Source organism: Mesorhizobium sp. M1A.F.Ca.IN.020.04.1.1, assembly GCF_003997315.1.
Taxonomy (GTDB): Bacteria; Pseudomonadota; Alphaproteobacteria; order Rhizobiales; family Rhizobiaceae; genus Mesorhizobium.
In genome coordinates this window covers 1-23,675 of record NZ_RZSN01000028.1, presented here as the reverse complement: position 1 = coordinate 23,675, position 23,675 = coordinate 1, and the positions used below count along the sequence as shown (strand labels likewise).

Genomic DNA, 23,675 nt, shown 5'->3' with positions numbered 1-23,675 from the left:
TGGAGATCTACTCCTCCACCGCGCCGCGGATCAGCCCCGCTGCATCGGCCGGGCTTGAGCCGACTTCCAGGGTGAAAGTGGGGACGGCCCTGACCAGTGCCGCGATCGACGCCATCCGCCGTTGCTGCATCGGCAACAGGCCGGTCAGGCCGGTCCTGACATTGTCGGTGGCAAGCGCGACCATCGCATCGGTCCTGGCCAAGCGCGTGAGCCGGGTGTGGCCGTCGGTCGAGCGCGCCAGATGCAGCAGCGCCGAGACCGGCCTGGGACGGACGTCCTCGATGCGAATGATCTCGGCGAGACGCTCCAGCGAGACGGCCTGCTCGCCCTCGGCGTCCCATCTGTCGCCAAGGCAGGGCGAGAGGAATGGCAGCATCGCCGCGGTGTTGCGATGGATCTTCACCTTACGCGGCATGCCCCAGGCTAGGGTGCCTTCAGATGTTGCACCGAGGATCATCACATCGTCCGAGCATAGGCCGAAGCCCTGCGATGCCAGCGCCATTGAAGTTGTCGACTTGCCAGTGCCGCTCGGCGCATGGATTAGCACGAGCGCCCCGCTATCGGGCAGCGTCAGACCGGCGGTATGGAGCATGTACTGCCCGCCGGAATCGAGCGCGGCATCCAGCACCATCATCAGCAGCGTCCATTTGACCTTGCTGTCGGGATGAACGCGGATTTCGGCCGAGCCCTCGTCGGCACGGATCGAGGCCGTCTGGAGGCCGGGAAAGACCAGATGGACGACGTCGTCGGCGTCGATGATGCGGCAATGGCCGTCCAGCGGCACTTCGCCGTCGAAGGCGAGCTTCCCCTCCGGGTTTTCGGGCAGCGCCGACGTTTCGAGGATATCGATGCGAAAGCCGGGTTCGACCGCTTCATTGACGCGCAATGTGCCGAGCATCAGATCGAAGCTCGGCCAGAGCTCGGCGCGCTCTGCCGATATGCCGATGACCTGGCCGTTCAGGTCATAGCAAACGGTGGCTGCGGCGCCGGTCAAGCGGCGCGCGCCTTCACGCTGCCGCCGGGGTGGCGATAGATTTCAACCATGTCGGGAAGGCTGTCGCTGACCACCGGCTTGCCGTCGAGGCAAACCCAGCAATGCGCCGAAAGGCGCGGCTCATGCATCGATTTGGCATCGACACCGAAATGGAGGTCGGGGTTGAAACCCGCCATCCGCAGGAAGCGGAAACCGAGCAGCCCTTCCCTCAGGCATCTGCGATCACGCATCACCCAGGGATGCCGAACCGTGCGGTTGACGCGGCTGACGACGTAGCTCCATGGCAGGCCACGATAGGGTGTGCGCAATTGCAGCGGCGCCAATTTCAGCACGCTTTCGAAGTCGCGCCGGACGACCAGTACCGGTATCAGCCGGGCGCTGAGCCACAGATGAGTGCGGAACAGGGCGCGCAGGAACGGTCCGCCGGCCATCACGCGCCCGGGTCGGCAAGGATGCCTTCGGCCACCAGCTCGGCGGCCAGCGCCGTCATGTCGTCGCCGAGCGTCGCCTTGTCGACCTCGAATTCTTCCGACAGCAGATCGACGATGTGGTCGAGGCTGCGGGCGCCGTCGACCTTGTCGAGGAACGCTTCGGTGGTGCCGTTGCAGGTGTAAAGCTGGCCGCTGCGCGCCAGAAGCACCACGGCGCCGTCGCCGACATGCTGCACGGAGGCGTCGTCCGCCATCCGCAGAACCGTTTCAAAGGCGATTTCAGCCATACGCCCGCTCCCTATGCCGAACTGCAATTAGCGCGGCATGCCGTCGCTGTCCATTGCCAAGCGGGCAACGCTGCGTGTCAGACGGCCGGGCCTATCGGGCCACTCGGGCCCGCAACGATGCTCGACAGCTTCCCGCGCCTGACCGGAACCGGTTTTTCGTAAGTTCTTTCCATCAAAACTTCCCCGGAAAGACTATCCAACTCGCGCGAGAATGATGGTGGGCTGGAACCACTATCAAGCCGCCGTTCGCGCCAGGGTTGCCATCTTTCCCATAAGTAAGCTAAGAGTCTGCCGGCTTTTTGGGGAGTGGACAGTATGCGTTACAACTGGGATCGCGCTCCGACGGCATTCGAACGCCATCGGAAGGCATTGGCCGCCGCCATTCTAATAGCCGGCGGTGTCGGGCTGATGCTGGCAGCACTGCCGCTCTAAGCCGAATTCACTTGCTGACGTCATAGCGCGCTCCGATCCGGGAGCGGCTGGATCCGTTTGCCGGCAACGCCGACCAAAATGCGAGGAGACATGGCCGGCCAAAGCGGCTTAGGCTATTGCCATACGACGGAATGTTCCTGGGGAGGAAAAGTCGATGGCCTCACGCTACCACGAAGTCTATGAGGGCTGGAAACGCGACCCCATAGCGTTCTGGGCCGAAGCGGCCAAAGCGATCGACTGGTATTCGCCAGCCGAAAAGGTCTTCGATCCGGCGGCGGGCGTCTATGGCCGCTGGTTCACAGGCGCCACCTGCAACACCTGCTTCAATGCCATCGACCGCCACGTGGCGGGGGGGCGCGCCGACCAGCTGGCGCTGATCCATGACAGCGCGATCACCGGCACGATCCGGAAATTCACCTATGCCGAACTGAAGCGCGAGGTGGTCGCGCTCGCCTCTGTCCTCAAGAACCGTGGCATCGGCAAGGGAGATCGGGTGATTATCTACATGCCGATGGTGGCGGAAGCGGCGATCGCCATGCTCGCGTCGGCCCGCATCGGCGCCGTGCATTCAGTGGTGTTCGGCGGCTTCGCCTCGCATGAGCTCGCGACCCGCATCGACGACGCCAGGCCGAAGCTGATCATCACCGCCTCCTGCGGCCTGGAGCCGGGACGCGTCGTCGCTTACAAGCCGCTGCTCGACAAGGCGATCGAGATGTCGAAGCACAAGCCCGATGCCTGCCTGATCCTGCAGCGCGAGCAATTGCGCTGCGAGATGAAGGACAATTACGACATCGACTATGCCGATGCGGTCGCCCGCGAGCGCGCCGCCGGCGCCAATGTCGACTGCGTGCCGGTCTTGGCCACCGACCCGCTCTACATCATCTACACCTCCGGCACGACCGGGCAGCCGAAGGGCATCGTGCGCGACAATGGCGGTCACATGGTCGCGCTGAAATGGACGATGGACAACGAGTTCGGCGTCAACCCCGGCGAGGTGTTCTGGGCGGCCTCCGACGTCGGCTGGGTGGTCGGCCATTCCTACATCGTCTACGGGCCGCTTCTGCATGGCTGCACCAGCGTGCTCTTCGAAGGCAAGCCGATCGGCGCGCCGGACGCCGGCACCTACTGGCGGGTGATCTCGGAACACGGTGTGGTGGCGCTGTTCACGGCGCCGACCGCCTTCCGCGCCATCAAGGGGCAGGATCCGCGCGGCGAGTTCGTGCCGAAATACGATCTGTCGAAATTCCGCACGCTGTTCCTCGCCGGCGAGCGCGCCGACCCCGAGACCATCAAATGGGCAGAGCAGAAGCTCAACCGTCCGGTGATCGACCATTGGTGGCAGACCGAGACCGGCTCGCCAATGACCATCAACCCGGCCGGGCTCGGGCTTTTGCCGGTGAAATACGGCTCGCCGGGCGTGCCGATGCCGGGCTACGATATTCGTATTCTCGACGATGCCGGCCACGAGGTGCCGCGCGGCACGCTCGGCAATGTCGTGGTCAAGCTGCCGCTGCCGGCAGGCTGCCTGCCGACGCTCTGGAACGCCGACGCCCGCTTCCGCCAAGCCTATCTCGAGGAGTTCCCCGGTTTCTACAAGACGGCCGACGCCGGCATGATGGACGAGGACGGCTATCTCTACGTCATGGCCCGCACCGACGACATCATCAACGTCGCCGGGCACCGCCTCTCGACCGGCGCGATGGAGGAGGTGCTGGCCGCGCATCCGGACGTCGCCGAATGCGCCGTGATCGGCATCGCCGACGCGATGAAAGGTCAGGTGCCGCTCGGCTTCGTCGTGCTCAACGCCGGTGTGGCGCGCGACACCGGCGCCATCGAAAGCGAGGTGGTGGGCCTGGTGCGCGAGCGGATCGGCCCGGTCGCAGCCTTCAAGACGGTGGTGACGATCAAGCGGCTGCCGAAGACGCGCTCCGGCAAGATCCTGCGCGGCACGATGCAGAAGATCGCCGACAAGGAGGAATGGACGATGCCGGCGACCATCGACGATCCCGCGATCCTCGACGAGATCACGGCGGCGCTCAAGGGGCGCGGCATCGGGATCTAGCCGCTCGCGGGATCGCAACGCGAGGCAGCCTCACGAATGCATCCTGCGCTGCAATCGACTGTTGTGCAATGCAGCAGCACCCCCTAGAAGTCTGCCCGGGGGGCCGTTCCGAAGGCACGGCATGGCTCAGCACAAGACCACATTCGGCGGCGTCGACATTTTGCGTTTCTTCGCCGCCGTCATGGTGATGTTCTATCACTACGGCTTCTGGGTATGGGCGTTTCCCGACGGCGTGTCGGCGCGCTCGACCGGCGGCATCCCTGCCCATCCCGAAATGGCGTTTGTCGGCTCCGGCTGGGTCGGCGTTCAGGTGTTCTTCGTCATCAGCGGCTTCGTCATCGCATTCAGCGCCGAGAATTCGACGCCGCTGAAGTTCTTCGAAGCTCGTGTCAGACGGCTGGCGCCGGCGGTCTGGGTCTGCGCGCCCATCTCCGCGATCGTGCTGCTGATGGTCGGTCTTTCCTGGCCGACCGATGCCGTGGTGCGACTTGCCCGCACGGCGCTGTTCGTGCCGTTCGAGCCATGGGTCGACAGTGTCTACTGGACGCTCGGCATCGAGATCGCCTTCTACGCCATCGTCTGGACCCTGCTGCGGTTCGGCCGATTCGACCTGATGGAAGCTGTCGCCGTCATCATCGGCCTGCTCAGCACGGTGTTCTGGTGTCTCTATTTCGCCTTCGGCTGGACCGATCTCGCGGAGGCGCGCTGGCTGCAGCTCACCCTAGTGCATCACGGCGCATTCTTCGCGGTCGGCGTGCTGATCTGGCTGATGCGCTTCAAGGCGGTGACGGCGGCACGGCTCTGCTTCTCGGCGCTGTTTCTCGCCGGCGGGGCGCTGCAGATCGTAAGCTCGGTCGACGTGCACAGCATCAAGGTGGAAGCGGCGATGCCCTATGCGCCGCCGATCATCATCTTCCTGGCCGCGGTAGCGCTGATGGCTTGGTCGCTGCGCCTCAACCTTTCCTGGGGCGGCTGGCGCCGGATCGGGCTGATGACCTATCCGCTCTACCTCATCCACGATGTCGTCGGCGCGGCGCTGCTCGGCGTCCTGATCCGCGCCGGCGTGCCATATCTGGTTTCGATCCCGATCGTCGGCATGGCCATGATCGCGGCAAGCTGGCTGGTGGCGGCCGAGGCCGAGCCGCGCGTCCGCATGCTGCTCGACCGCACGCTTTTCCGCTATCGGCTCAAAGCGGCCTAAAGCGCATCGCGCCGAAACGGTTCAGGCGACGCTTTTCGGGGTATTGACGCACGTCGTTTTGCCAAGACCGCTGCGCCTTTTTGGCGATGTGCATCGAGCAGCCCGGTGTGGAAATGTTTGCATTCGACATGATATCGAGGCTTGGTCCACGCTCCGTGGCATGACCCTAGTTTGAGTACCGAGCCTCAATCCGTGAGCCTGTTCCAACGATCGAGACGACCCCGGCCCTTGCCGCGCGAACGGCTGATGATGGATATGCGCGACACGGTGGTCTACGCGATCGGCGACGTGCATGGCTGCTACGACGAGCTGCGCACGCTGGAGCAGAAGATCGAGGCCGACGCGCTGCAGTTCCGCGGCCGCAAGATCATCATCATGCTGGGCGACTATGTCGACCGCGGGCCCAATTCGCGGCGCGTGGTCGAGCATTTGATGGCACCGCCGCCAGAAGGTTTCATGCGCGTGTGCCTTGCCGGGAACCACGAAGTGGCGATGCTCGCCTATCTCGACGGCCATCTGTCACTGGAGCCGTGGCTCCGCGTCGGCGGACGGGAAACGCTGTTCTCCTACGGTATCGATCCCGACCGCCTGGCCGATTTGTACGGATCGAGCGAAGAGGTAGTCGAGCGTATCCGGGAGGCCATTCCGGCCACCCACGTCGCCTTCATGCGCACGCTGCCGGTGATGATCTGTTCGGAGCGGTTCCTTTTCGTCCATGCCGGCATCCGGCCCGGCATCGCGCTCGAAGCGCAGGACGAGGCCGACCTGCTCAACATACGATCCGAGTTCCTGGCGGCGGCTCACCGCCTCGATCGCTGGGTCGTGCACGGACATACGATCGTGGACGTTCCGACGCTCGACGGGCGCCGGCTCGGCATCGACACCGGCGCCTTCCAGAGCGGCCGGCTGACCGCCCTCAGGATCGTCGGCAAATATGGGCGGCTGCTGTCGACCGGAGAATAACCGCCGCGGCTTTTCGTCGGATGAACTGCTTTAGGCGGCATGCTTGGCGCGCGATTCCGACTTCTCGAGGTAGTAACTCGAATAGCGGTCGAAGAACTTTTCCGAACCGCCGAGAGAGCCGTATTTCGCCAGCTTCTTCAGCTCGACCTTGTTGAGCACCGCGCCGGTGATCTTTTCGGCGATGTAGGGTTCCGACTCCAGCATCGAGCGCACCATGGCGCGTGGCGTGCGTCCCCACTCGGTGACGAGCACGAAGCCGTCGACCAACGGCGCGAAGGCCTTGGCGTCGACCACCGGGCCGAGCGGCGGCAGGTCGACGATGATGTATTCGAACGTCTCCTTGGCGTTCTCGATGAAACGCCGCATGCCGGCGGAGCCGAGAAGCTCGCTGGTGTGCGAGAACTGGCCGCGCACCACGGCCGGGATGATCGCCAGCTTGGTCTGGCGGTCGACCTTGCCGACCGACTGCCAGGTCTGTCCATTGACCACCGCTTCCATCAGCCCGTGCTCCGACTCCATGCCGAGGCTGCGGCTGAGGCCCGGATTGCGCAGGTCGCCATCGATCAGCAAAGTCTTGGCGCCGTTGGCGGCGAGCAGACCGGCGAGGTTCGCCGCAACCGTCGACTTGCCTTCCCCGGGCAGGACGGAGATGACGCCGATCACCCGACTGCCCTTGTCTTCCATCACCACGTCGAAAGCGATCTTGGCATTGCGGAGCGTTTCGGCGAACATCGATGCCGGCGCATCGAGGCTCACCCGCATGCGCGCCCGTTTCTCGGCGGCCGACAGGCTGGTGACCTTGCCGTCGGCCGGCAAGTCGTCCGGCTTCGACTCCTTGGGCTTGCCGCCACCGATCGTCGGCAGATAGCCGAGGAACTTCAGGCCGACACGGTCGCGAATGTCCTCGCCTGTCCGGAAGAAGCGCTCGTTGAATTCGTTCAGGCCTCCGCAGCCGGCGCCGAGCATGAGGCCAAGCACCAGCGAGAGCGCCAGCACGCGCAAGGTGCGCGGAGCCGAGGCGGTGAGAGGCATCGACGCGTCGGAGATGATGCGGACCTTACCGACCGGGAATGACTGCTGCTGCGACGCTTCCTCGTAACGGCTAAGGAAGGTCTGATAGAGCGTGGTCAGCGCCTGCGCCTGCTGATCGAGCTCCTTCAGCCTGACCTGCGACTGGTTGTCGATCGAGCTCTTGCCTGCCTGGGTGGCGATTTTCTCCCTAAGCGCGGTCTCGCGCGCCTGCGCCACCTGATAGTCGTTTCGATAGCTTTCGGTGATCTGTTTCAACTGTCCGAAGATCTGCGCCGAGACGTCGGCCTTCTCCTTGGCCAGCGCAACCGCCTGCGGGTGATCCTTGCCGAAGTTGTTCTCCACGTCCTGCAACCGTTTGGCGATCGCGAGATAGCGGGTTTTCAGCGCGATGATGACCGAGCTGCTCGGCTGATCGGCCGCTATCGCCGAATCGTTGAAGGCGCTTTCGGAGCCGCTGTCGACGATCGCCTTGTACTGCTGGTAGCGGGCGCTGGCGCGGGCTGTATCGGCCTGCGCGACGATAAGCTGGGCGTTCAGGTCGGCGAGTTGCTTGTCGCTGAGCAACTGGCCGTCGCTGTTTGCGGAAAGCCCGTGCTCGGCCCTGAACTTCTCGACCGCCAGCGCAGCTGCCTGCGAGCTTTCGCGCAGTTCGGTCAGCCGGCCTTGCAGCCAAACGGCCGCGCGCTCGGTGGCGTCGAAGCTGGCGTTGAGCTGGTCGGCAAGGTAGGCGTCCGCATAGGCCTTGGTGATGGCCGTGGCCAAAGCCGGATTGGTCGACTGATAGCCGATGCTGATGACATTGCTGCGGCCGTTGCGATCCGCCATCAATCCGGTTTGCAGCACGAGGACCGCGTAGTCATGGGTTGCCGCCTTCATCATGGCTTCGCGCGTTGCGGCATCGACATTCTCGATCCCGGGGATTTGGTTGCCGCCGCCGCTGCGGAAATAGCCGACGATGCCGCGCAAGAATCCGATTCCCTGGGCCAAAGCCGATTGCGGCGGGTTCATGAATTCTTGGTTCTGGTCCAGCTTCAGCTTGTCGACCACCTCCGATGCCAGCCGCGCCGAGTTGAGTATCTCGATCTGGCTGAGGATCGTCGCGTCCGTCTGCTGCGTGGCACTGACAGCCGAAATGTCGTCCACGACCTTGTTCAGGCCGTCGTCGATCAGCACGCTCGCAAGGGAGGTGTATTGCTTGGGCGTCGTCTGGAGATAAATCACACCCAGGAATAGACCGATGACGGCGCAGACCGCCACCACCTTGGCCTGCCGGGCGGCCATGCCAAGCAGACGCTCGATGTCGATGAAGTCTTCACCCTTTTCCGGTTCGGTGGTGGGCAATGGAATCCTCTTGTCGAGAGGAAAGTTGGCATAATTCATCGTCGGTCCAATTCCAGGTTGCAGGCGCTACCGGCCTTCGAAGAGTGTCGTCGTTACCAGAAAAGGCCACGCAACATTCGTGCCACGGAGCGCCCGGCCAAGAAGGCCAAGCGCTTGCGTGGCTGTCGCGCCATCGCGATTTCGCATATGCACCCAAAATTTGGGCATTATGCGGCTACTTCCCGGCGCTCGTGCGACCGGACGAATTGCTGCAGCATTTCGAAGACAGGTCCTTTCATGTCGTCGCGCGCCAGAGCAAAGGCGATGGTGGCCTCGATGAAGCCCTCCTTGGAGCCGCAGTCGAACATGCGGCCGTTGAAGGGCTGGGCATAGAAAGGCTGGCTTTCAGCCAGTCGAACCATGGCGTCGGTGAGTTGGATCTCGTTGCCGGCGCCGCGTTGCTGGGTGCCGAGCAGGGCGAAGATCTCCGGCTGCAGGATATAGCGGCCATTGATGTAGAAGTTCGACGGCGCGTTGGCGGGGGCCGGCTTCTCGACCATGGCGGTTACTTCGAAGCCCGAGGCCACCTCGGCGCCGCGGCCGACGATGCCGTATTTGCTGGTTTCCGAAGGATCGCAGCGCTCGACGGCGATGACGTTGCCGCCGGTCCGCTGATAGAGGTCGACGGTTTCCGCCAGGCAGCCCGGCGCGCCGAAGGACACCATGTCGGGGAGCAGCAGCGCGAAGGGCTCGTTGCCGATCACGTCGCGTGCGCACCATACGGCATGGCCGAGACCGTGCGGCGACTGCTGGCGGATGAAGGAGGTGGCGCCGGCCACCGGCAGCAAGCTTTCCAGCGATTGGAGCTGCGCCTTCTTGCCAGTCTGCTCGAGCGTCCCGATCAGTTCAGGGTGCAGGTCGAAATAGTCTTCGATGACCGCCTTGTTGCGCCCGGTGACGAAGACGATGTGCTCGATGCCGGCCTCGAAGGCCTCGTCCACGGCATATTGCACGACAGGCTTGTCGACGACGGGCAGCATTTCCTTCGGCATCGACTTGGTCGCCGGCAGGAACCGCGTTCCGAGCCCCGCCACTGGTATGACTGCCTTCCTGACTTTCTGCATCGCTTATTCCTTCTGAGGATATCGCTTTTTTACCTATCGCTGGCTATGAAACCGCATTCCATGCGCCTGCATACTTCACCTCCCCGTGCCCACGGCAAACTGTGCCGCAACCCTTCTCAGCCGAACCGCGATCGGCATCGACATATGCCGGACCGCGGCCGGATCGCTGAGCGCCGTGCGTATCGCCTTCAGCGGCGCACGCGCCTTGATGTGCTGCACCAATGACAGGAACGAGGCCGCCTTGCGCAGGCTGCGGCCGCGTCTGGCGAAAGCCGCCTTGGCGCCGTCGTCCATGAAATGCTCGGCCGCGAAGGCGGCATCGGCCTCGGCCATCGCCTCGACATGATGCAACTCGAGCACGCGCGAGATCGAGCCGGTGCGGATATGGTAGACATAGCCGACGGTCGGCTCGACCACGCAGCGGCCGCCTTTGGCCAGCGCGCTCGCCAGAAGAATGTAGTCTTCGCCGATGCGCAGCTTCTCGTCGTAGCGGAGGTGATTATCGTCCAGGAAACGGCGCTGGAAGATCGGCTTCAGATAGCCGAGGTTGAAGCGCGACTCGAAGACGATGTTGCCGGCGATATAGTCGGTCAGCGAGATTTCGCCGAGCCCTTCGAGGTACCTGGTCGGGAACATGATGTCTTCGGGCGTGCCGTCTTCGCGCACGACCTGGACATTGTCGACCGCGATCTCGGCACCCGCCTTCTCCGCCCGCGCGATCATGGCCGCCAGTCTGCCGGGCAGGACGGCATCGTCGGAATCGAGCACGGCGACCCAGCGGCCGCGGGCCAGATCGAGCCCGGCATTCCTGGCGCCGCCGGGGCCGCGGTTGGCAGGAAGCGCGACTACCTTGACGATGTCCTGAGGATAAGCGCGCGCGACATCGAGCGTGCGGTCGCTCGACCGGTCGTCGACGACGATGACTTCGATCGCGACATCGCGCTGCGCCATCGCGCTGGCGATCGCCCGGTCGAGAGTTGCCTCGGCGTTGTAAGCGGCGATGACGAAGCTGACGTCAGGCTGCACGCTTTTCCCCTTCCTGCGGAGTGATGCCGTACTGGCGGATTTCGCGGACTCCGACCAAACCGCTGACGACGCCGAGATGCATAATGCCGCGCAGCATGCTGCGGTTCCGTCGCACCGGGCTGACTGCGGCCAAAAGCGCCATACCGAAGCAGTAGCCCGCCTTCGCCGAGGCGAGACCGACCTGGCAGACGCGACGCAGGCCGCCGGTGTTGCGCCCGATGAGATGACCATGCGTCTGCCCGAAGCGGAAGCGGCGGCGGCGCAGCCAGTCGAAGGCGGCCCTCGAACTCGGCACCACCTCGTCGACAAAGGCGTGCGAGGCAAAGGCGATGCGCCCGCCGGACTTGACCACCGAATCGAAGAATTCGGTGTCCTCGCCGCCGGTCTGGCCACGCGCCAGGCTGAAGCGCCGGTTGCGCAGGCTTTCCTCGGTCATCCTGAGCAGGACATTGCAGGTGTAGCCGGTGCGGATCTCGCCGCGCACCCAGACGGGCAAGGTCGAGTGGAAATCGCCCTTGCGCATCCAGTCCGGCGCGTCCTGGCGATATGTCGCGCGGACCGGCCCGAGCACGGCCGTCGCGCCCGTCGCCTCCGCGGTCGCCACGAGTTCGACGAGCCAGCCCGGCGAAGCCGTCTCGTCGTCGTCGATGAAGGCGACGAGGTCCGAGACGCTGGCATCGAGGCAGGCGTTGCGAGCGATCGAGATGTTGCGCGCCGGCGCGTGGCGATAGCGGATCGGCAGCTTCAGTTCCTGCGCCAGCGCCTTCACCAGCGGCTGCGCACTCGGCTCGTCGTCATTGTCGGCGACGACGATGCCGATCTCGAAACCGGCGGGGTTCTCCAGCGCGGCGATGGAGCGCAGCGTGTCGGCAAGCTCCGGCCTGCGGAAAGTGCAGATGCAGATGTCGATGCTGCCGCTCTTCTTCGCAGCCATCACGCCGCCTCACGCGACGGCTGCGGGCCGAAAAGTTGCAGCCAAAAGCCCATGGACCAGCCCAGATGCATGACCATCACCGACACGCCGGCCAACGCGATGGCGGGGTTGCGCTGGCTGATCGCGGTCCGGATGCCGTAACCGAGGCAGACACCCGCCCACACCAGAAACGGCACGGCCGCCAGCACAAAGATCGGAGACAAGAGCGCCATCAGGACCACCGGAAACACCAGCAGCGGGATCATTTGCCGCAACTTGGGCATCATGCGATGCTTGAGCACGTTCCTGGCGCGGCCGCGGCCATAGCCGAGATATTGGAAAAACAGGCTCTTCAAGGTGGAGCGCGGATAATAAACCATCTGCGTCTTGCCGCTCATCCAGATGCGGTAGCCGGCCAGACGGAGGCGGTGATCGAGCTCGGCGTCCTCGTTGTGGCTGAAGCTCTCGTCATAGCCGCCCACCGCGCGGAACGCGGCAATGCGCATCAGCGCATGGTGGCCGTGATCGACCCACTCGCCGGCCGACATGTGGCGGTGCTTGGAGCCGCCGGTACCGAGCCTGGAATTCTGCGCCGCCGCCACGGCCTTCTGCACCGCGCCCGTGCCGCTGGTCAGCATCGAAACGACGACCGAATCCGCACCCGTGGCTTGCGCTTCCTCGACCAGCCTGTCGCAATAATCGGCCGGATACCCGCCATGCGCATCGATGCGGATGAGATAGTCGGCGTCGTCGCCGAAGGTCGCCACCGCAAGGTTGATCGCCGCGCTTTGGATGCGCTTCGGATTGGCGATCAGGATGACGCGTGGATCCTCCGCAGCGAGTTCTTCGACGATGCCTTGTGTGCCATCGGTGCTGCCGCCGTCGGCCACGACGATGCGCGCGCCGAGCCGAGCCGCGGCCGGCCGCAGCCGCTGGAGCAGCCCGCCGATATGAGCGGCCTCGTTGAGGCACGGGATGACGATCAGGCTCGATCTCGTCGTGCGCGTCATCGGGTTTTGTCCATTCTTAGCCATCCTATGCCAGCGCCTCGGTCGCAAAGCTCCCGCGACCGGCGGTCAGGCCGCGCAGCTTGTCTACGAAAGCCAGGCAATCGCTGCGGTCGTAGCTCCAGGTCCGCGGATTGCGTGCCAGCACCCGCGACTTCAGCTTGCCGTAGTGTTCCTGACCCATTCGGCCGAGCGCGGTGTCGAGTCCTTCGGACGTGGCCTCGGACAGAAGCACACCGATGTCCTGCTGCTTCAGGAACCGGCCGGTTTCGGTGCTCGCCATCGAGATCGGCACGGCGCCGAAGCGGCAGCCTTCGTAGAGCCGGTTGGGAAGCAGCCATTCGGAATTCTGGCCCTGCTCGAAGAAATCGATCGCCCAGGAGAAATGCACCTCGCGGTAGATCGCCGCCATGTCCTCCGGATTGCGGTAGGGACCGCGGAAGGAAAGCCAGGGCTCGGCTTCGACAAAGGCATGAAAATCCGGGAATTCGGAGAGCGCGGGACGCCCCCTGAGCACCACTTCAAAGCGTCCGTCTTGCCGGCGGGTGAACTCGGCCAGGAGCTCCAGCGAGCGCCGGCAGCGCAGCGCGCCGAACCAGCCGATGCGCCAAGGCGGCGCTACCGGGCTGTCGTCCTCGCGGCGATGATCCGCCGGCACGGGCATGGTGTCGAAATATTTGTTCTCGATCAGCTCGACCGGCGCCGCGATTTGCCCGAACGGCTTGAAATAATTGGCGACGAAGGCGGGAGAGCTGGTCACCAGAAGCTTGACGTCGCGGGCCAGATGGCGTTCGGCGCCGCGCAACGTCTTGCCGATCAGGTCGTTGCGCAACACCAGCCGATGGATGTCGAGGCACTCGTAGACGATCGGCACGCTGGCGCCGAAAGCGCGCCTGGCGCGGCTGGCAAGCGCCAGCATCTCGAGATTGCGCGCGATGATCAGGTCGGGTCGCGCCAGGCCCGCGAATTTGGCGCCGATCGACATGGCGGCCTTGGCAACTGCGCCGATGCGCTGGGCGAATCGGCCATCGCGCGTCGGTCCGAGGTCGACGGGCCTGATGCCTTCGATCTCGGCGATCGGATTGGAGGTGCGACGGAAGCCCGCCAGGGTTATCCCGGCGCCGCCTGCCCTGAGCATTTTTATCCTCCGGCGCACCGCCGGGTCGGATATGTCATGCACAAGGTACAAGACATGCAGCATGAAACTCGACCGCTTTTGGGCCCGCCACCCAAGAGGGGATGCTAGTACAGCTTTTGCTGCATCGCAACATTTTTGGTGCAGCGTAGCAATCGGCGCACATTTTTTGTTGCGCTGCAAAAACCTCTTGCGGTAGTTTGTGCATGGCGGCGGGCGCCGGTCGCGATGATGACTGGCGCAAAATCAGGAATCCAGAATTTGGAAACCAGTGCATTCGATCCGCCCGAGGGCTCCCTGCGCAGATCGGTCGGGCGCGGCGCCGTCGTCACCGCGATGGCGCAGGGCGTGCGGGTCGCCACCCAAATCGTGTCGGTCATCGTGCTGTCGCGGCTTTTGTCGCCGCAGGATTTCGGCGTCGTGGCGATGTGCGCGCCGGTGCTCGCCTTCATCGCGCTGTTCCAGGATTTCGGCCTGACCCAGGCGACGATCCAGAAAACCGGCATCCGGCACGAGGAGGTCAACTACCTCTTCTGGATCAACACGGCGGTGAGCGCGATCCTGGCCTGCGTGCTTGCTGCGGCGGCTCCCCTGGTGGCCGCCTTCTACGGCGAGCCGCGCGTCACGGGGCTGGTTGCCGCCTTCGGCCTGCAGATCATGGCCTATGGTCTCGGCGCCCAGCATCTGGCGTTGCTGACGCGCCGCATGGAATTCAGCCGGCTCGCCGTCATCGACGTCGCCAGCGCCGTTACGGGCCTTGTGGTCTCGATCGCCTGGACCTTCATCGACCGCTCCTATTGGGCGCTTTTTGCCGGCACGCTGACCGGCGCCGTGTTGCCGACGCTTTGCTACTGGGTGTCATCGCGCTGGCGTCCGGGGCTGCCGCGCAAGGTCGAAGGCATCAGCCAGCTGATCAATTTCGGCGCCGGCATCACCGGCTTCAACTTCGCCAATTTCTTCGCCCGCAATCTCGACAATGTGCTGATCGGCAAATATTGGGGCGAGGCGCAGCTCGGCCTCTACGACCGCGCCTACAAGCTGCTGCTTTTCCCGCTCAGCCAGATCACCAACCCGCTGTCGAAGGTGATGGTGCCGGCACTTTCGCGGCTGAAGGACGAGCCGGACCGTTATCGCAGCGCCTATCTGCGCGTCATGCCGCTGATCCTCCTGGTGGCGTTGCCGGGCGTGGCCTTCGCCACCGCCATGTCGGATACGCTCATTCCTTTCGTGCTCGGCCCGCAATGGCGGGAGAGCGCCAACATTTTCCTCGCGCTGGGCTTCGCCGGCCTGCTGCAGCCGCTCAACAATCCGGCCGGATGGCTGTTCGTCAGCCAGGGCCGTTCGGGCGATTTCATGCGCTGGGGCATCATCACCGCCGTCACCTCGGTGCTGGCCTTCGCCATCGGCCTTCCTTATGGCGCGCTCGGCGTCGCGGTCGCCTATGCGGTCAGCGAATATTTGCGGACGCCTTTCCTCTGGCTCTATGTCGGCAAGGCCGGGCCGCTGCGGGCGAGCCATGTGCTGCACGCAGCCGCCCCCTTCGTGCTCGGCGCGCATCTGGCGCTGGCCCTGGTCTGGGTCGCCAAGCCGATGCTGCCGGCGCAGCCCATCATCGCTCTCGTAGGCGGCGCGGTGCTGTCCTATGTCGTCACCATCATCGTCGCGCTCGCCTTCGGCGCCGGCCGCGAGGCGCTTCGGGAGGCCCTGCGACTGATCCCGGCGCGCGGGTTTTCGCCCGCGCCCAGCGAGGCGAAATGACCTTGCCTGCGCAAACCGCCAGGCATTCCGGCCGCGGCCGGACAGCCCAAAACTGCTGACTTTTGAGGGTTAGGCAACAGCATGAATTACCGATCGATCTCAGACATGAACGACGCGATCGCGCGGAACCTGCACCGGCTGCCGCGCGACATCGACCTGGTGGTCGGCGTGCCGCGAAGCGGCATCCTCGCCGCGACGCTGGTCAGCCTGACGGCGAATATCCCGATGACCGATCTCGACAGCTTTCTCGCCGGCAAGATCTACACCTCGGGGATCACCAAGCGGCGCGCGGCGCTCGATCGGCAGCATTCCGAAATGCGCAAGATCCTGGTGATCGACGACAGCGTTAGCGGCGGCAACGCCATGCGCGACGCGCGCAGCAAAATCGCGGCTGCCGGCATCCCGGGCGATTTCGTCTACGCGGCCGTGTTCGGCCTGCTTTCGCAGCACAACGAAACCGACATCGTCTTCGAGGTCGTGCCGCATCCCAGGATGTTCCAGTGGAACTTCATGCACCACGTCTTCCTCGAGCAATGCTGCGTCGACATAGACGGCGTGCTTTGCCTCGATCCGACGGCGGACGAGAATGACGACGGCCCGGCCTACGAGAAATTCCTCACCGAGGCGCGGCCGCTTCTCGGGCCGACGCGCAAGATCGGCTGGCTGGTGACCAGCCGGCTGGAAAAGTATCGCAAGCTGACTGAAGCCTGGCTGGCCAAGCACGAGATCAAATATGACCATCTCGTCATGCTCGACCTGCCGAGCAAGGCCGAGCGGCAGCGGCTTGGCGCGCATGGCAGCTTCAAGGCCGAGTTCTATCGCAAGTCGGACGCCATCCTGTTCATCGAGAGCGAGCACGAGCAGGCGCTCAAGATCGCCAAGCTATCGGGCAAGCCGGTGCTGTGCGTCGAAACCAACATCGTGAGCTTTCCCGACGCGTTTTCCTTGCCGGCGCTGGAGCAGGCGGCCCGCAACCTGCCGGCACGGCTCAGGCAGATCAATTCGCCCGAGGGGCGCAAGAAGGTCATCAAGACCGCCGCGCGCGCCCTGCTCGGCGAACGCGCCTATGAAATGCTGAAGAGCCGGGTCAAAAGACCAGCGTAAGCAAAACCTAACGCGGAACTAGGGTGCCTCGCGCCGAATCGCATTCAGTCGACGTTTGAGCCGTCGTTTTGATGCCTGTCGCGCCCCAGAACCGCTGCAGATTTCTGGGCGACATGCATTAAGCAGCGCGCCGGGCGCGCTGCCGGGCAGCCCTGTCCAGCAAGGCGAAGAAGGTGGCGAACTGGCGCTCGGGATCGAGTTCCGGGCGCTGCGAGAACGTGAGCGCGGCTTCCGAGACTCGCTCATATTCCTCGCGATCGTTCCACAGCCGCCTGAGCGCCGTGACCCAGTCCTCGAGCGGCGCGTCATAGTCCAGCACGACGCCGCCGGAGCCGATCGCTTCGGGCAGTCCGCCGCGCCGCGAGCCGACGACGGGAATACCGCTGCAATGGGCCTCCGAGGCAACGCGACCCCACGCCTCTTCCCATTTGCTCGGCGCCAGCAGGATCCTGGTGCGGCCGTAGAGAGTCTTCATGTCGTCGGTGCGGTTTTCGAGCTTGATATTGGAGAACGGCGCGATCGTTTCCGCGATGCGGGCGCGGTGATCGTCATCCAGCTTCCAGCTCTCGACGAACAGGAAAGGGATCTCCCTGCAGGCGGCCGCGATCCGCACCGCCAGCTCGAAACCCTTTTCCTCGTAGGGATTGATAAAGGTGACGTACTCGCCCGTCGTCGGCGTGCTGTAAGAGGCCGGATTGATCGTCGGCGGGATTACCGTGGAATCGATGCCAAACTCGCGCTTGTAAGTGCGCGCCGTGAACTCGGAATTGGCGATGTAAGACGCCGAGTTCAGCTCGCGCAGATCGCCCCCGAGTTCATGGAATTCAACATTCCTGAGATAGACCACCAGCGGCACGCCCTCGGCCTCCAGCGCCTTGCCGAGCGGAACCGATTTGTGACACTGCACCACCGCTACGTCCGGCTGCAGCTTCTTTACGGCAAAGGCGGCCGCTTCCCAGGGGAACCAGGCGCGCACCACCGGATAGCCGGGGAAATTGTCGATGACGGCGCGCTGACCGAGGAGCTTCATCTTGGCGCGCGCCTTGTATCCGAACATGCCCTGGCCGAACAAGGCCGCAAGCACCGATGCCTCATGACCGTGTTCGATCAATTGCTCCGCCAGATGATGGGTGCTCGACTGGACCCCGCCGCTGAATTGCGGCGGATAGCCGTTTCCGCCTGCGAAGAGAACTTTCATGGTTCGGCTCCTTGTCACATTTTCTTGGCCAGTTTTCCTGGCTTGCCGGCAAACATGCCGGCGGGCAGTGTCAGGCAGTCTGCTGCTCGAGATTGGCGAACGGATTGGTGCATGGATGCCAGCCGGTGAAGCGGATCGGATCATGGGGCGAGCTGCGCCAGGCATAATCGGTCAGCATGTGGAACTCGGCGATGACCCAGCGCTCGAAATTGCCGACATCCTGCTGCTTGCGCCTGGGTAGCAATTCGCGCGCCCTGTCGAGCCTCACGGTCTCCAAAAGCGTCACCGCGTCCGCCAGCTTTTCGCTCGGGAATATCCACGGGTTGCGGTTGCGGAATTCGAGCACGAATTGCTGCAGGTGCTCGATGCGCATGTTGAGCGGGCCGAAGTATTTCTCGAGCGTGATGCGGACCAGATCTTCATCCGAGAAGGACGATACGGCCGCAGCGGCGATGCCGGTCGAAGCAATGCCGCCGGCAACAACGGCCAATGCGGTGCGTCGCGTGATCTTCATCGACCCCTCCTTCATGCCAGCCGGCTCGCCGCCCGCAGCGAAAGCGCCGCGGCGGTCAGGCTTGGGTTGGCGCAGGAACAGCTCGGATAGGTGCTGGTGCCGACGACGACGAGGTTCCGGAGCTGGTGGTGGATCATGTCGCGGTCGACCACCGAGTCGGCCGGGCCGGTGCCCATCCGCAAGGTGCCCTGCACATGCGACTCGGTCGGCCTTATGCCGCGATCGAATATCTGCTCGACCGGAAGCGGCTTGAGCAGCTCCGGCAGCCTCTCGAGCGCCTTGGCCATGCCCTTGGTTGCATAGTCGGAGGCACCCTTGAAGCTGACGAAGACGTTCTCGTTCTTGTCGAGGATCACCCGGTTTTCCGGGTCGAGCAGGTTTTCGGTGACGATGACCAGCGGCAGCGCCTGCCGCAGCCGCCCCTTCTCGGCTCGCATGCCGTGCTGCCAGCGGTTCTCGAAATAGACCAGCGCCGCCGCGTGCTCGGCGCGATGCGGGCCGTCATAGAGGCCGAAATTCAAGCCGGTGGTGATGGTGCTGCCGTCGAAATTGTCGACGCCGTCGAGATAGACCTCGTAGTTCCAGCCATAGGATTCGTGCAGGCCGAGCCCGACGAATTCGCCGCCGAGCCCCGAGCGCAACATGATTGCAGGGCTCTGGATGGCGTTGGCGCCAAGGATGACGAGTTCGCCGCTGACAGAGTATTCCTTGCCGTCGCGCAGGAAGGCAACCGAACGCACCGAGCCGGCTGAATGGTCGAGCCGCCGCACTTCGGCGCCCAAGCAAACCGACACGTCCGCGTGCTGGAAGACGTGCATCAAACCATTGTTGGCGGTGAACTTGGCGTCGGCCGGGCACAGCCAGCATCTGAGGTTGGCGCAGCATGAGTTGCGCTGCGCCGTCGCGACGCGGGCGCGGGCGGTCGGCATGACGAAATGCTGCTCCGGCTGCGCCGCCTTCATCATCCGGTCCGGCGTCGACATGCGGTGCGGCGGCTGCGGAAACGGCCGCGAACGCGGCAGCATCCGGGCCATGTCGGGGTCGCCGGAGATCGACATGACCTCCTCGGCGTCGCAGTAGAACGGCTCCAGCTCGTCATAGCTGATCGGCCAGTCGTTGCCGACGCCGTATGTGCTCTTCAGCCTGAAGTCGTTGGGATGGAAACGCGGCGTTTGCGCGAACCAGCAGTTGGTGCCACCGCCGAGGCCGATCGTGTAGTTCCACGGCTTGTCGGCATTGTCGGTCTTATAAGTGCTCTCGTCGTCTATGTCGGTGTTGGCGTTCTGGTCAAGCTGCCATTCATGCGTGTTGTGGCGGCCCCATTCCAGCACCAAGACCCGGGCTTTGCGCCGCTTCAGGAACTCATGCAGGAAAAAGGCTGAACCGAACCCGGAACCGATGACGACGAGGTCGAAATGCTCGTTGGCGATTTGTTCGGGCTGAACGTCCATCACCATCAGATCGAATCTCCCGAAACGCGCACGATCATTATCGACCCTCCATCATTGTCGGTCCCACTGTCCGTTCGCCGGAGCCATGCGGCGGGAAGCCGGCGGCGGACACTGTCATGCCGCCATCCTGCCGATCGAGTGGTATTCGATGCCGTAGCGGGCGATGACCCTCGGGTCGTAGAGGTTGCGGCCGTCGAAGATGACCGGTGTCGACAGCGCGTCCTTGAGCGCGTCGAAGGAGGGAGCCCTGAAGCTCTTCCATTCGGTGCAGATGAGAAGCGCGTCGGCGCCGCGCAGGGCCGCTTCCTTGGTGCCGCACAAGAGAAGGTCCTCGCGCTGGCCGTAGATGGCCTGGCACTCCTGCATGGCCTCCGGATCGTAAGCCTGCACCTTGGCGCCGGCGGCCCAAAGCGCCTCCATCAGCGTGCGCGACGGAGCCTCGCGCATGTCGTCGGTGTTCGGCTTGAAGGCCAGGCCCCACAGCGCAAATGTCTTGCCCTTGAGGGCGCCCTGGAAATAGCGGTTGACCTTGTCGAACAGCACCGATTTCTGCGCGTTGTTGCGCTCTTCGACGGCGCGCAGCAGCTTGGCGTCGAACTTGACGCCCTCGGCGGTCTTGATCAGCGCGCGTACATCCTTGGGGAAGCAGGAGCCGCCATAGCCCAGGCCGGGATAGATGAAATGGTAGCCAATGCGCGGATCGCTGCCGATGCCCTTGCGCACCTCCTCTATGTCGGCGCCCAATTGCTCGGCGAGGTTCGCCATCTCGTTCATGAAGCTGATCTTGGTCGCCAGCATGCAGTTGGCCGCATACTTTGTGAACTCGGCGCTACGGACATCCATCACGATCATCTTCTCGTGGTTGCGGTTGAACGGCGCGTAAAGCTCGCGCATCACCGCCTCGGTGGCCTCGCTCGACGTCCCGACGATGATGCGGTCCGGCTTCATGCAGTCGGCGACCGCCGAGCCTTCCTTGAGGAATTCCGGATTCGAAGCGACGTCGAAGGTCAGGTCCTCGCGGCCGCGCGCCTTCAGCGTCTGGGCGACCCTTTCCTTGATCTTCTCGCAGGTGCCGACCGGCACGGTGGACTTGCCGACGACAATCTTGGGCGCGTCCATCTCGCGGCCGATGGCCTCGGCGACGGCAAGCACGTATTTCAGGTCGGCCGAGCCATCCTCGCCAGGGGGCGTGCCGACCGCGATCATCTGGATCTGGCCATGCTTGACCGCCGCGGCCGCGTCGGTGGTGAAGCGGATGCGGCCGGCGGCGTGGTTCTCCTTGACGAGAGCTTCCAGTCCGGGCTCGAAAATCGGGATGAAGCCCTGGTTGAGCCGGTCCACCTTCGCTTCGTCGATGTCGACGCACACCACCTCGTGCCCGACTTCCGCAAGCACCGCGGCCTGGACGAGACCGACATAGCCAATTCCAAACACCGTCAAATTCATTTGGTTCTATTCCTGTTTAAGGCCGGGCCGCAAAGACGGCCCGGCCAGTTAAGATGTCCCCCAGGCCCATGAGGCCTAGATATTCGGCATGATCCGCATCCCAAAACCAGTTCCTACTTTGGGGGACATGCCTAGTTGCTGTTGGTTATGGTGCATGCCAGCGACTCCGGGAACTGGCACGGCTGGCCGAGCGCTGTGAAAGCGATGCGCTTGACCTGCATGGTCACCGTGCGGCCGGGATCGGCGAAGGCGCCCATCCAGTTGGTCAGTTTGTCGCTGCCCCACAAGCTGAAGAATATTTTTTGCGGATTGGTCGGCAATTCGTCCGGGTTGGTCACCTCGTTGACCAGCTTGCCGTTGACATACCAGCGCAGCCGGTCCTTCTCCCAGACGAACCCATAGTCGTTGAAGCCCTTATCGGCGCCGCCTTCGACGTCGACCAGCTTGCCGTTCTTCGGCTTGCCTTGGATGTAGCTGTTCACCTGGACTTTGGTCGGGTCCTTGGTGAGGACCTCGAAGTCGATCTCGTCCCAGGGCTTTTTGTCCTGCGGTCCGATATAGGTGAAAAAGGCGGCATTGAGGCCGGATCCGGTATCGGTCTTCATCCGCGCCTCATAGACGCCGTAGCCATAGCGCTGCTTGGTCTGGACCTCGGCGCAGGCGAACTCGCGATCCTTCAGCTTGCGCTTTTCGAAGCTCAGCGACAGCACGCCGTCCGAAAGCCGGACAAGGTCCTTCGACCATGTGCAGTTCTGATGATTGCCGTTGCTCCAGCCGTCGGAGACGAACCAGCGCGAACGGTCGAAATTCGAAAAATTGTCGACGAAGGACGGCGCGCTCTGCATCTCCTCGGCATGCACCGAATGGGGTGGTGCCACAATGGCGGCCGCGGCCGCAACCAGCGCGCCGGCGAGCCAGAGCTTAAGCGTCTTCGACCTATTCGAATTCGCGCGCGGCATGCTGCAAGCAGCCGCGGTGGAGGTGTCGTTCGGATATGCGTTCATGACAAACTTACCTTTGTGCTGTCCGCCCCAACCCAAAGTCATTCCTGGCCCGCCTCCAGAGAGCCGCTTCTGATCCTCCCCCCTCTTACTCCTCTAATGTTTTGCAGCTATGACCGCGCCTGGAAGCGCTGTCAGCCTCTGCCCGCAGACCTTGCCTGTGCGGCCTGCGAACCGGGTTGCCCGACACCATCTTCGACAATCGCGTCGAGCGAATGACGCAGTTCCTTCATCAGACCTTTCTGACGCGTGAGTTCGGCGATGCGCCGCTCGTAATTCAGGATCGCGCCGGTCATCGTGTTGACATCCGACGACTTGTCTGTCGACGCGGAGCCGTTCTCCATTGCCTCGACCAGGAAAGCGGCGTTGGTCGCCGTCGACCGATAGCGGCTCTCCAGCCCGGTCTTTTCCGCTTCGATCTCGGCGGAGATCTGGTCGAACAGCTTCGCCAGACGGTCGAGCCGCTGGAGATCGGTCTGCCGGTCACGCGCCGGATCCCTGGATCTGAAGCCAAAAATCGAAGCCATTCGATCGGCCTTTCGAAATTGCTGCACCGCAGCATAGCTTGCCATTCTCGGGGCACGTAGGCAACCTCGTAGTTTCGGAAAGCGGATTTTTTTGGGAACGGCGCCCGCGCTGACCGCCTTTGTCGGATCATTCCGTCGCGGGACTTGTTGCCGGCAACAGGAAGCGCATCGGCGGCACCTGCTGCTTCGCAGCAATGCCGGCGCGGCGGAGCAGGGCGTCCAGCTTGTCGGCCGCCACGCCGCGAACGATCGGGATCAGATTGGACTGGCTGGCCAAGGCATAGGCGGCGGCCGATGCCAGGCCGCGCTCCGCCTTCACGTCAAGGAAATTCCGCAGCCGGTATTTGTCGCGCACATGGCGCTCGTGGCGCCGCAACGCGGCCTTCGAGCCCTCCGGCAGGTTGCCCAGCGCCAGCAAGGCCAGGTCGGCATCGGCAAGCCGCTTCAGATCCTGCGTCCTGTGGCGGCCGCTCAGCGAATCGGCGCGAACGATCGCACCATAGCCGCAGGTCTTGATGATCTTGAAACGCGCGCCGCGGGCGACCGCGCGCGCATAGAGCTCGTAGTCCTCACCGAGCCGCAGGTTTTCATCGTAGCTCAGCCCGTGACGATCGAGGAACGCCCGGCTGATCACCGGCTTGAGGAAGCCCAGTTCGCCGCGCAGCACGCGGCGACGGGAAATGTTGCCTTCGATGAAACGCTCGAAGTCGAGGAATTGCGGTTCTGGCGCGAAGGAGGGAGCCGCGACC

General features: G+C 63.9%; 20 protein-coding genes and 1 pseudogene. 5 read left to right on the top strand and 16 right to left on the bottom strand.

The window, feature by feature from the left end:
• Positions 1–7 precede the first annotated feature (7 nt).
• From EOA49_RS08940 to EOA49_RS08930, 3 genes are read right to left on the bottom strand one after another with little or no spacing between them, the layout of a single operon-like run.
• Positions 8–994: a serine kinase gene (locus tag EOA49_RS08940; RefSeq protein ID WP_067324256.1), complete on the bottom strand. Its 987-nt coding sequence runs from the start codon at positions 992–994 to the stop codon at positions 8–10.
• A complete protein-coding gene (locus EOA49_RS08935; protein ID WP_067324255.1) occupies positions 991–1,425 on the bottom strand; it encodes a lasso peptide biosynthesis B2 protein in 435 nt (144 codons plus the stop codon). Before EOA49_RS08935 ends, EOA49_RS08940 begins: the two co-directional genes overlap by 4 nt.
• Entirely contained in the window at positions 1,425–1,712 is a 288-nt protein-coding gene (locus EOA49_RS08930; protein WP_067324253.1) for a PqqD family protein, read from the bottom strand. The genes EOA49_RS08935 and EOA49_RS08930 overlap by 1 nt, the downstream gene beginning before the upstream one ends.
• Before the next feature lie 586 nt (positions 1,713–2,298).
• Between EOA49_RS08930 and EOA49_RS08920 the strand changes: the two genes are divergently transcribed.
• From EOA49_RS08920 to EOA49_RS08910, 3 genes are all read left to right on the top strand, one after another.
• Positions 2,299–4,206, top strand: a complete 1,908-nt coding sequence (locus EOA49_RS08920) for a propionyl-CoA synthetase (protein ID WP_127239908.1) — start codon at positions 2,299–2,301, stop codon at positions 4,204–4,206.
• Between the two features lie 121 nt (positions 4,207–4,327).
• A complete protein-coding gene (locus EOA49_RS08915; protein WP_067324249.1) occupies positions 4,328–5,407 on the top strand; it encodes an acyltransferase in 1,080 nt (359 codons plus the stop codon).
• A 246-nt stretch (positions 5,408–5,653) separates the two neighbouring features.
• A complete protein-coding gene (locus EOA49_RS08910; protein ID WP_164749204.1) occupies positions 5,654–6,370 on the top strand; it encodes a metallophosphoesterase family protein in 717 nt (238 codons plus the stop codon).
• A 30-nt stretch (positions 6,371–6,400) separates the two neighbouring features.
• Here the strand turns inward: EOA49_RS08910 and EOA49_RS08905 are convergent, their stop codons facing one another.
• The 6 genes from EOA49_RS08905 to EOA49_RS08880 all read right to left on the bottom strand — a co-directional run bounded on the left by EOA49_RS08905 (position 6,401) and on the right by EOA49_RS08880 (position 13,993).
• Complete coding sequence (locus tag EOA49_RS08905) at positions 6,401–8,782, bottom strand: polysaccharide biosynthesis tyrosine autokinase (RefSeq protein ID WP_127241054.1); 2,382 nt, start codon at positions 8,780–8,782, stop codon at positions 6,401–6,403.
• Between the two features lie 167 nt (positions 8,783–8,949).
• Positions 8,950–9,846: a UTP--glucose-1-phosphate uridylyltransferase GalU gene (galU, locus tag EOA49_RS08900; protein WP_095799217.1), complete on the bottom strand. Its 897-nt coding sequence runs from the start codon at positions 9,844–9,846 to the stop codon at positions 8,950–8,952.
• 75 nt (positions 9,847–9,921) lie between these two features.
• Positions 9,922–10,872, bottom strand: a complete 951-nt coding sequence (locus EOA49_RS08895) for a glycosyltransferase family 2 protein (protein ID WP_127216404.1) — start codon at positions 10,870–10,872, stop codon at positions 9,922–9,924.
• A complete protein-coding gene (locus EOA49_RS08890) occupies positions 10,862–11,806 on the bottom strand; it encodes a glycosyltransferase (protein ID WP_127241055.1) in 945 nt (314 codons plus the stop codon). The genes EOA49_RS08895 and EOA49_RS08890 overlap by 11 nt, the downstream gene beginning before the upstream one ends.
• Positions 11,806–12,795, bottom strand: coding sequence for a glycosyltransferase family 2 protein (locus tag EOA49_RS08885; protein ID WP_127241056.1), 990 nt, complete (start codon positions 12,793–12,795; stop codon positions 11,806–11,808). The genes EOA49_RS08890 and EOA49_RS08885 overlap by 1 nt, the downstream gene beginning before the upstream one ends.
• Positions 12,796–12,820: 25 nt before the next feature.
• The gene (locus EOA49_RS08880; protein WP_127241057.1) at positions 12,821–13,993 is read right to left on the bottom strand and encodes a glycosyl transferase family 1; all 1,173 of its coding nucleotides are present in this window, start codon (positions 13,991–13,993) and stop codon (positions 12,821–12,823) included.
• Positions 13,994–14,188: 195 nt separating this feature from the next.
• Between EOA49_RS08880 and EOA49_RS08875 the strand changes: the two genes are divergently transcribed.
• Positions 14,189–15,685, top strand: a complete 1,497-nt coding sequence (locus EOA49_RS08875; RefSeq protein WP_127243123.1) for a lipopolysaccharide biosynthesis protein — start codon at positions 14,189–14,191, stop codon at positions 15,683–15,685.
• An 81-nt stretch (positions 15,686–15,766) separates the two neighbouring features.
• Positions 15,767–16,789, top strand: a complete 1,023-nt coding sequence (locus EOA49_RS08870; RefSeq protein WP_127216693.1) for a phosphoribosyltransferase — start codon at positions 15,767–15,769, stop codon at positions 16,787–16,789.
• 118 nt (positions 16,790–16,907) lie between these two features.
• Here the strand turns inward: EOA49_RS08870 and EOA49_RS08865 are convergent, their stop codons facing one another.
• The 7 genes and pseudogenes from EOA49_RS08865 to EOA49_RS08835 all read right to left on the bottom strand — a co-directional run.
• A complete protein-coding gene (locus EOA49_RS08865; RefSeq protein ID WP_067324233.1) occupies positions 16,908–17,987 on the bottom strand; it encodes a glycosyltransferase in 1,080 nt (359 codons plus the stop codon).
• A 70-nt stretch (positions 17,988–18,057) separates the two neighbouring features.
• Positions 18,058–18,501 (bottom strand): hypothetical protein, encoded by a 444-nt coding sequence (locus tag EOA49_RS08860; protein WP_095777108.1) that lies wholly within the window; start codon positions 18,499–18,501, stop codon positions 18,058–18,060.
• Positions 18,502–18,512: 11 nt separating this feature from the next.
• Entirely contained in the window at positions 18,513–19,958 is a 1,446-nt protein-coding gene (locus tag EOA49_RS08855) for a GMC family oxidoreductase (protein ID WP_127243122.1), read from the bottom strand.
• Between the two features lie 108 nt (positions 19,959–20,066).
• Positions 20,067–21,398, bottom strand: coding sequence for a UDP-glucose/GDP-mannose dehydrogenase family protein (locus EOA49_RS08850; protein WP_127239445.1), 1,332 nt, complete (start codon positions 21,396–21,398; stop codon positions 20,067–20,069).
• A gap of 131 nt (positions 21,399–21,529) precedes the next feature.
• On the bottom strand, positions 21,530–22,402 hold the full coding sequence (locus EOA49_RS08845; RefSeq protein ID WP_127239446.1) for a glycoside hydrolase family 16 protein: 873 nt from the start codon (positions 22,400–22,402) through the stop codon (positions 21,530–21,532).
• 131 nt (positions 22,403–22,533) lie between these two features.
• Entirely contained in the window at positions 22,534–22,926 is a 393-nt protein-coding gene (locus EOA49_RS08840; protein WP_127239447.1) for a hypothetical protein, read from the bottom strand.
• Between the two features lie 127 nt (positions 22,927–23,053).
• Positions 23,054–23,675, bottom strand: a pseudogene (locus EOA49_RS08835) (glycosyl transferase family A); the annotation flags it as partial.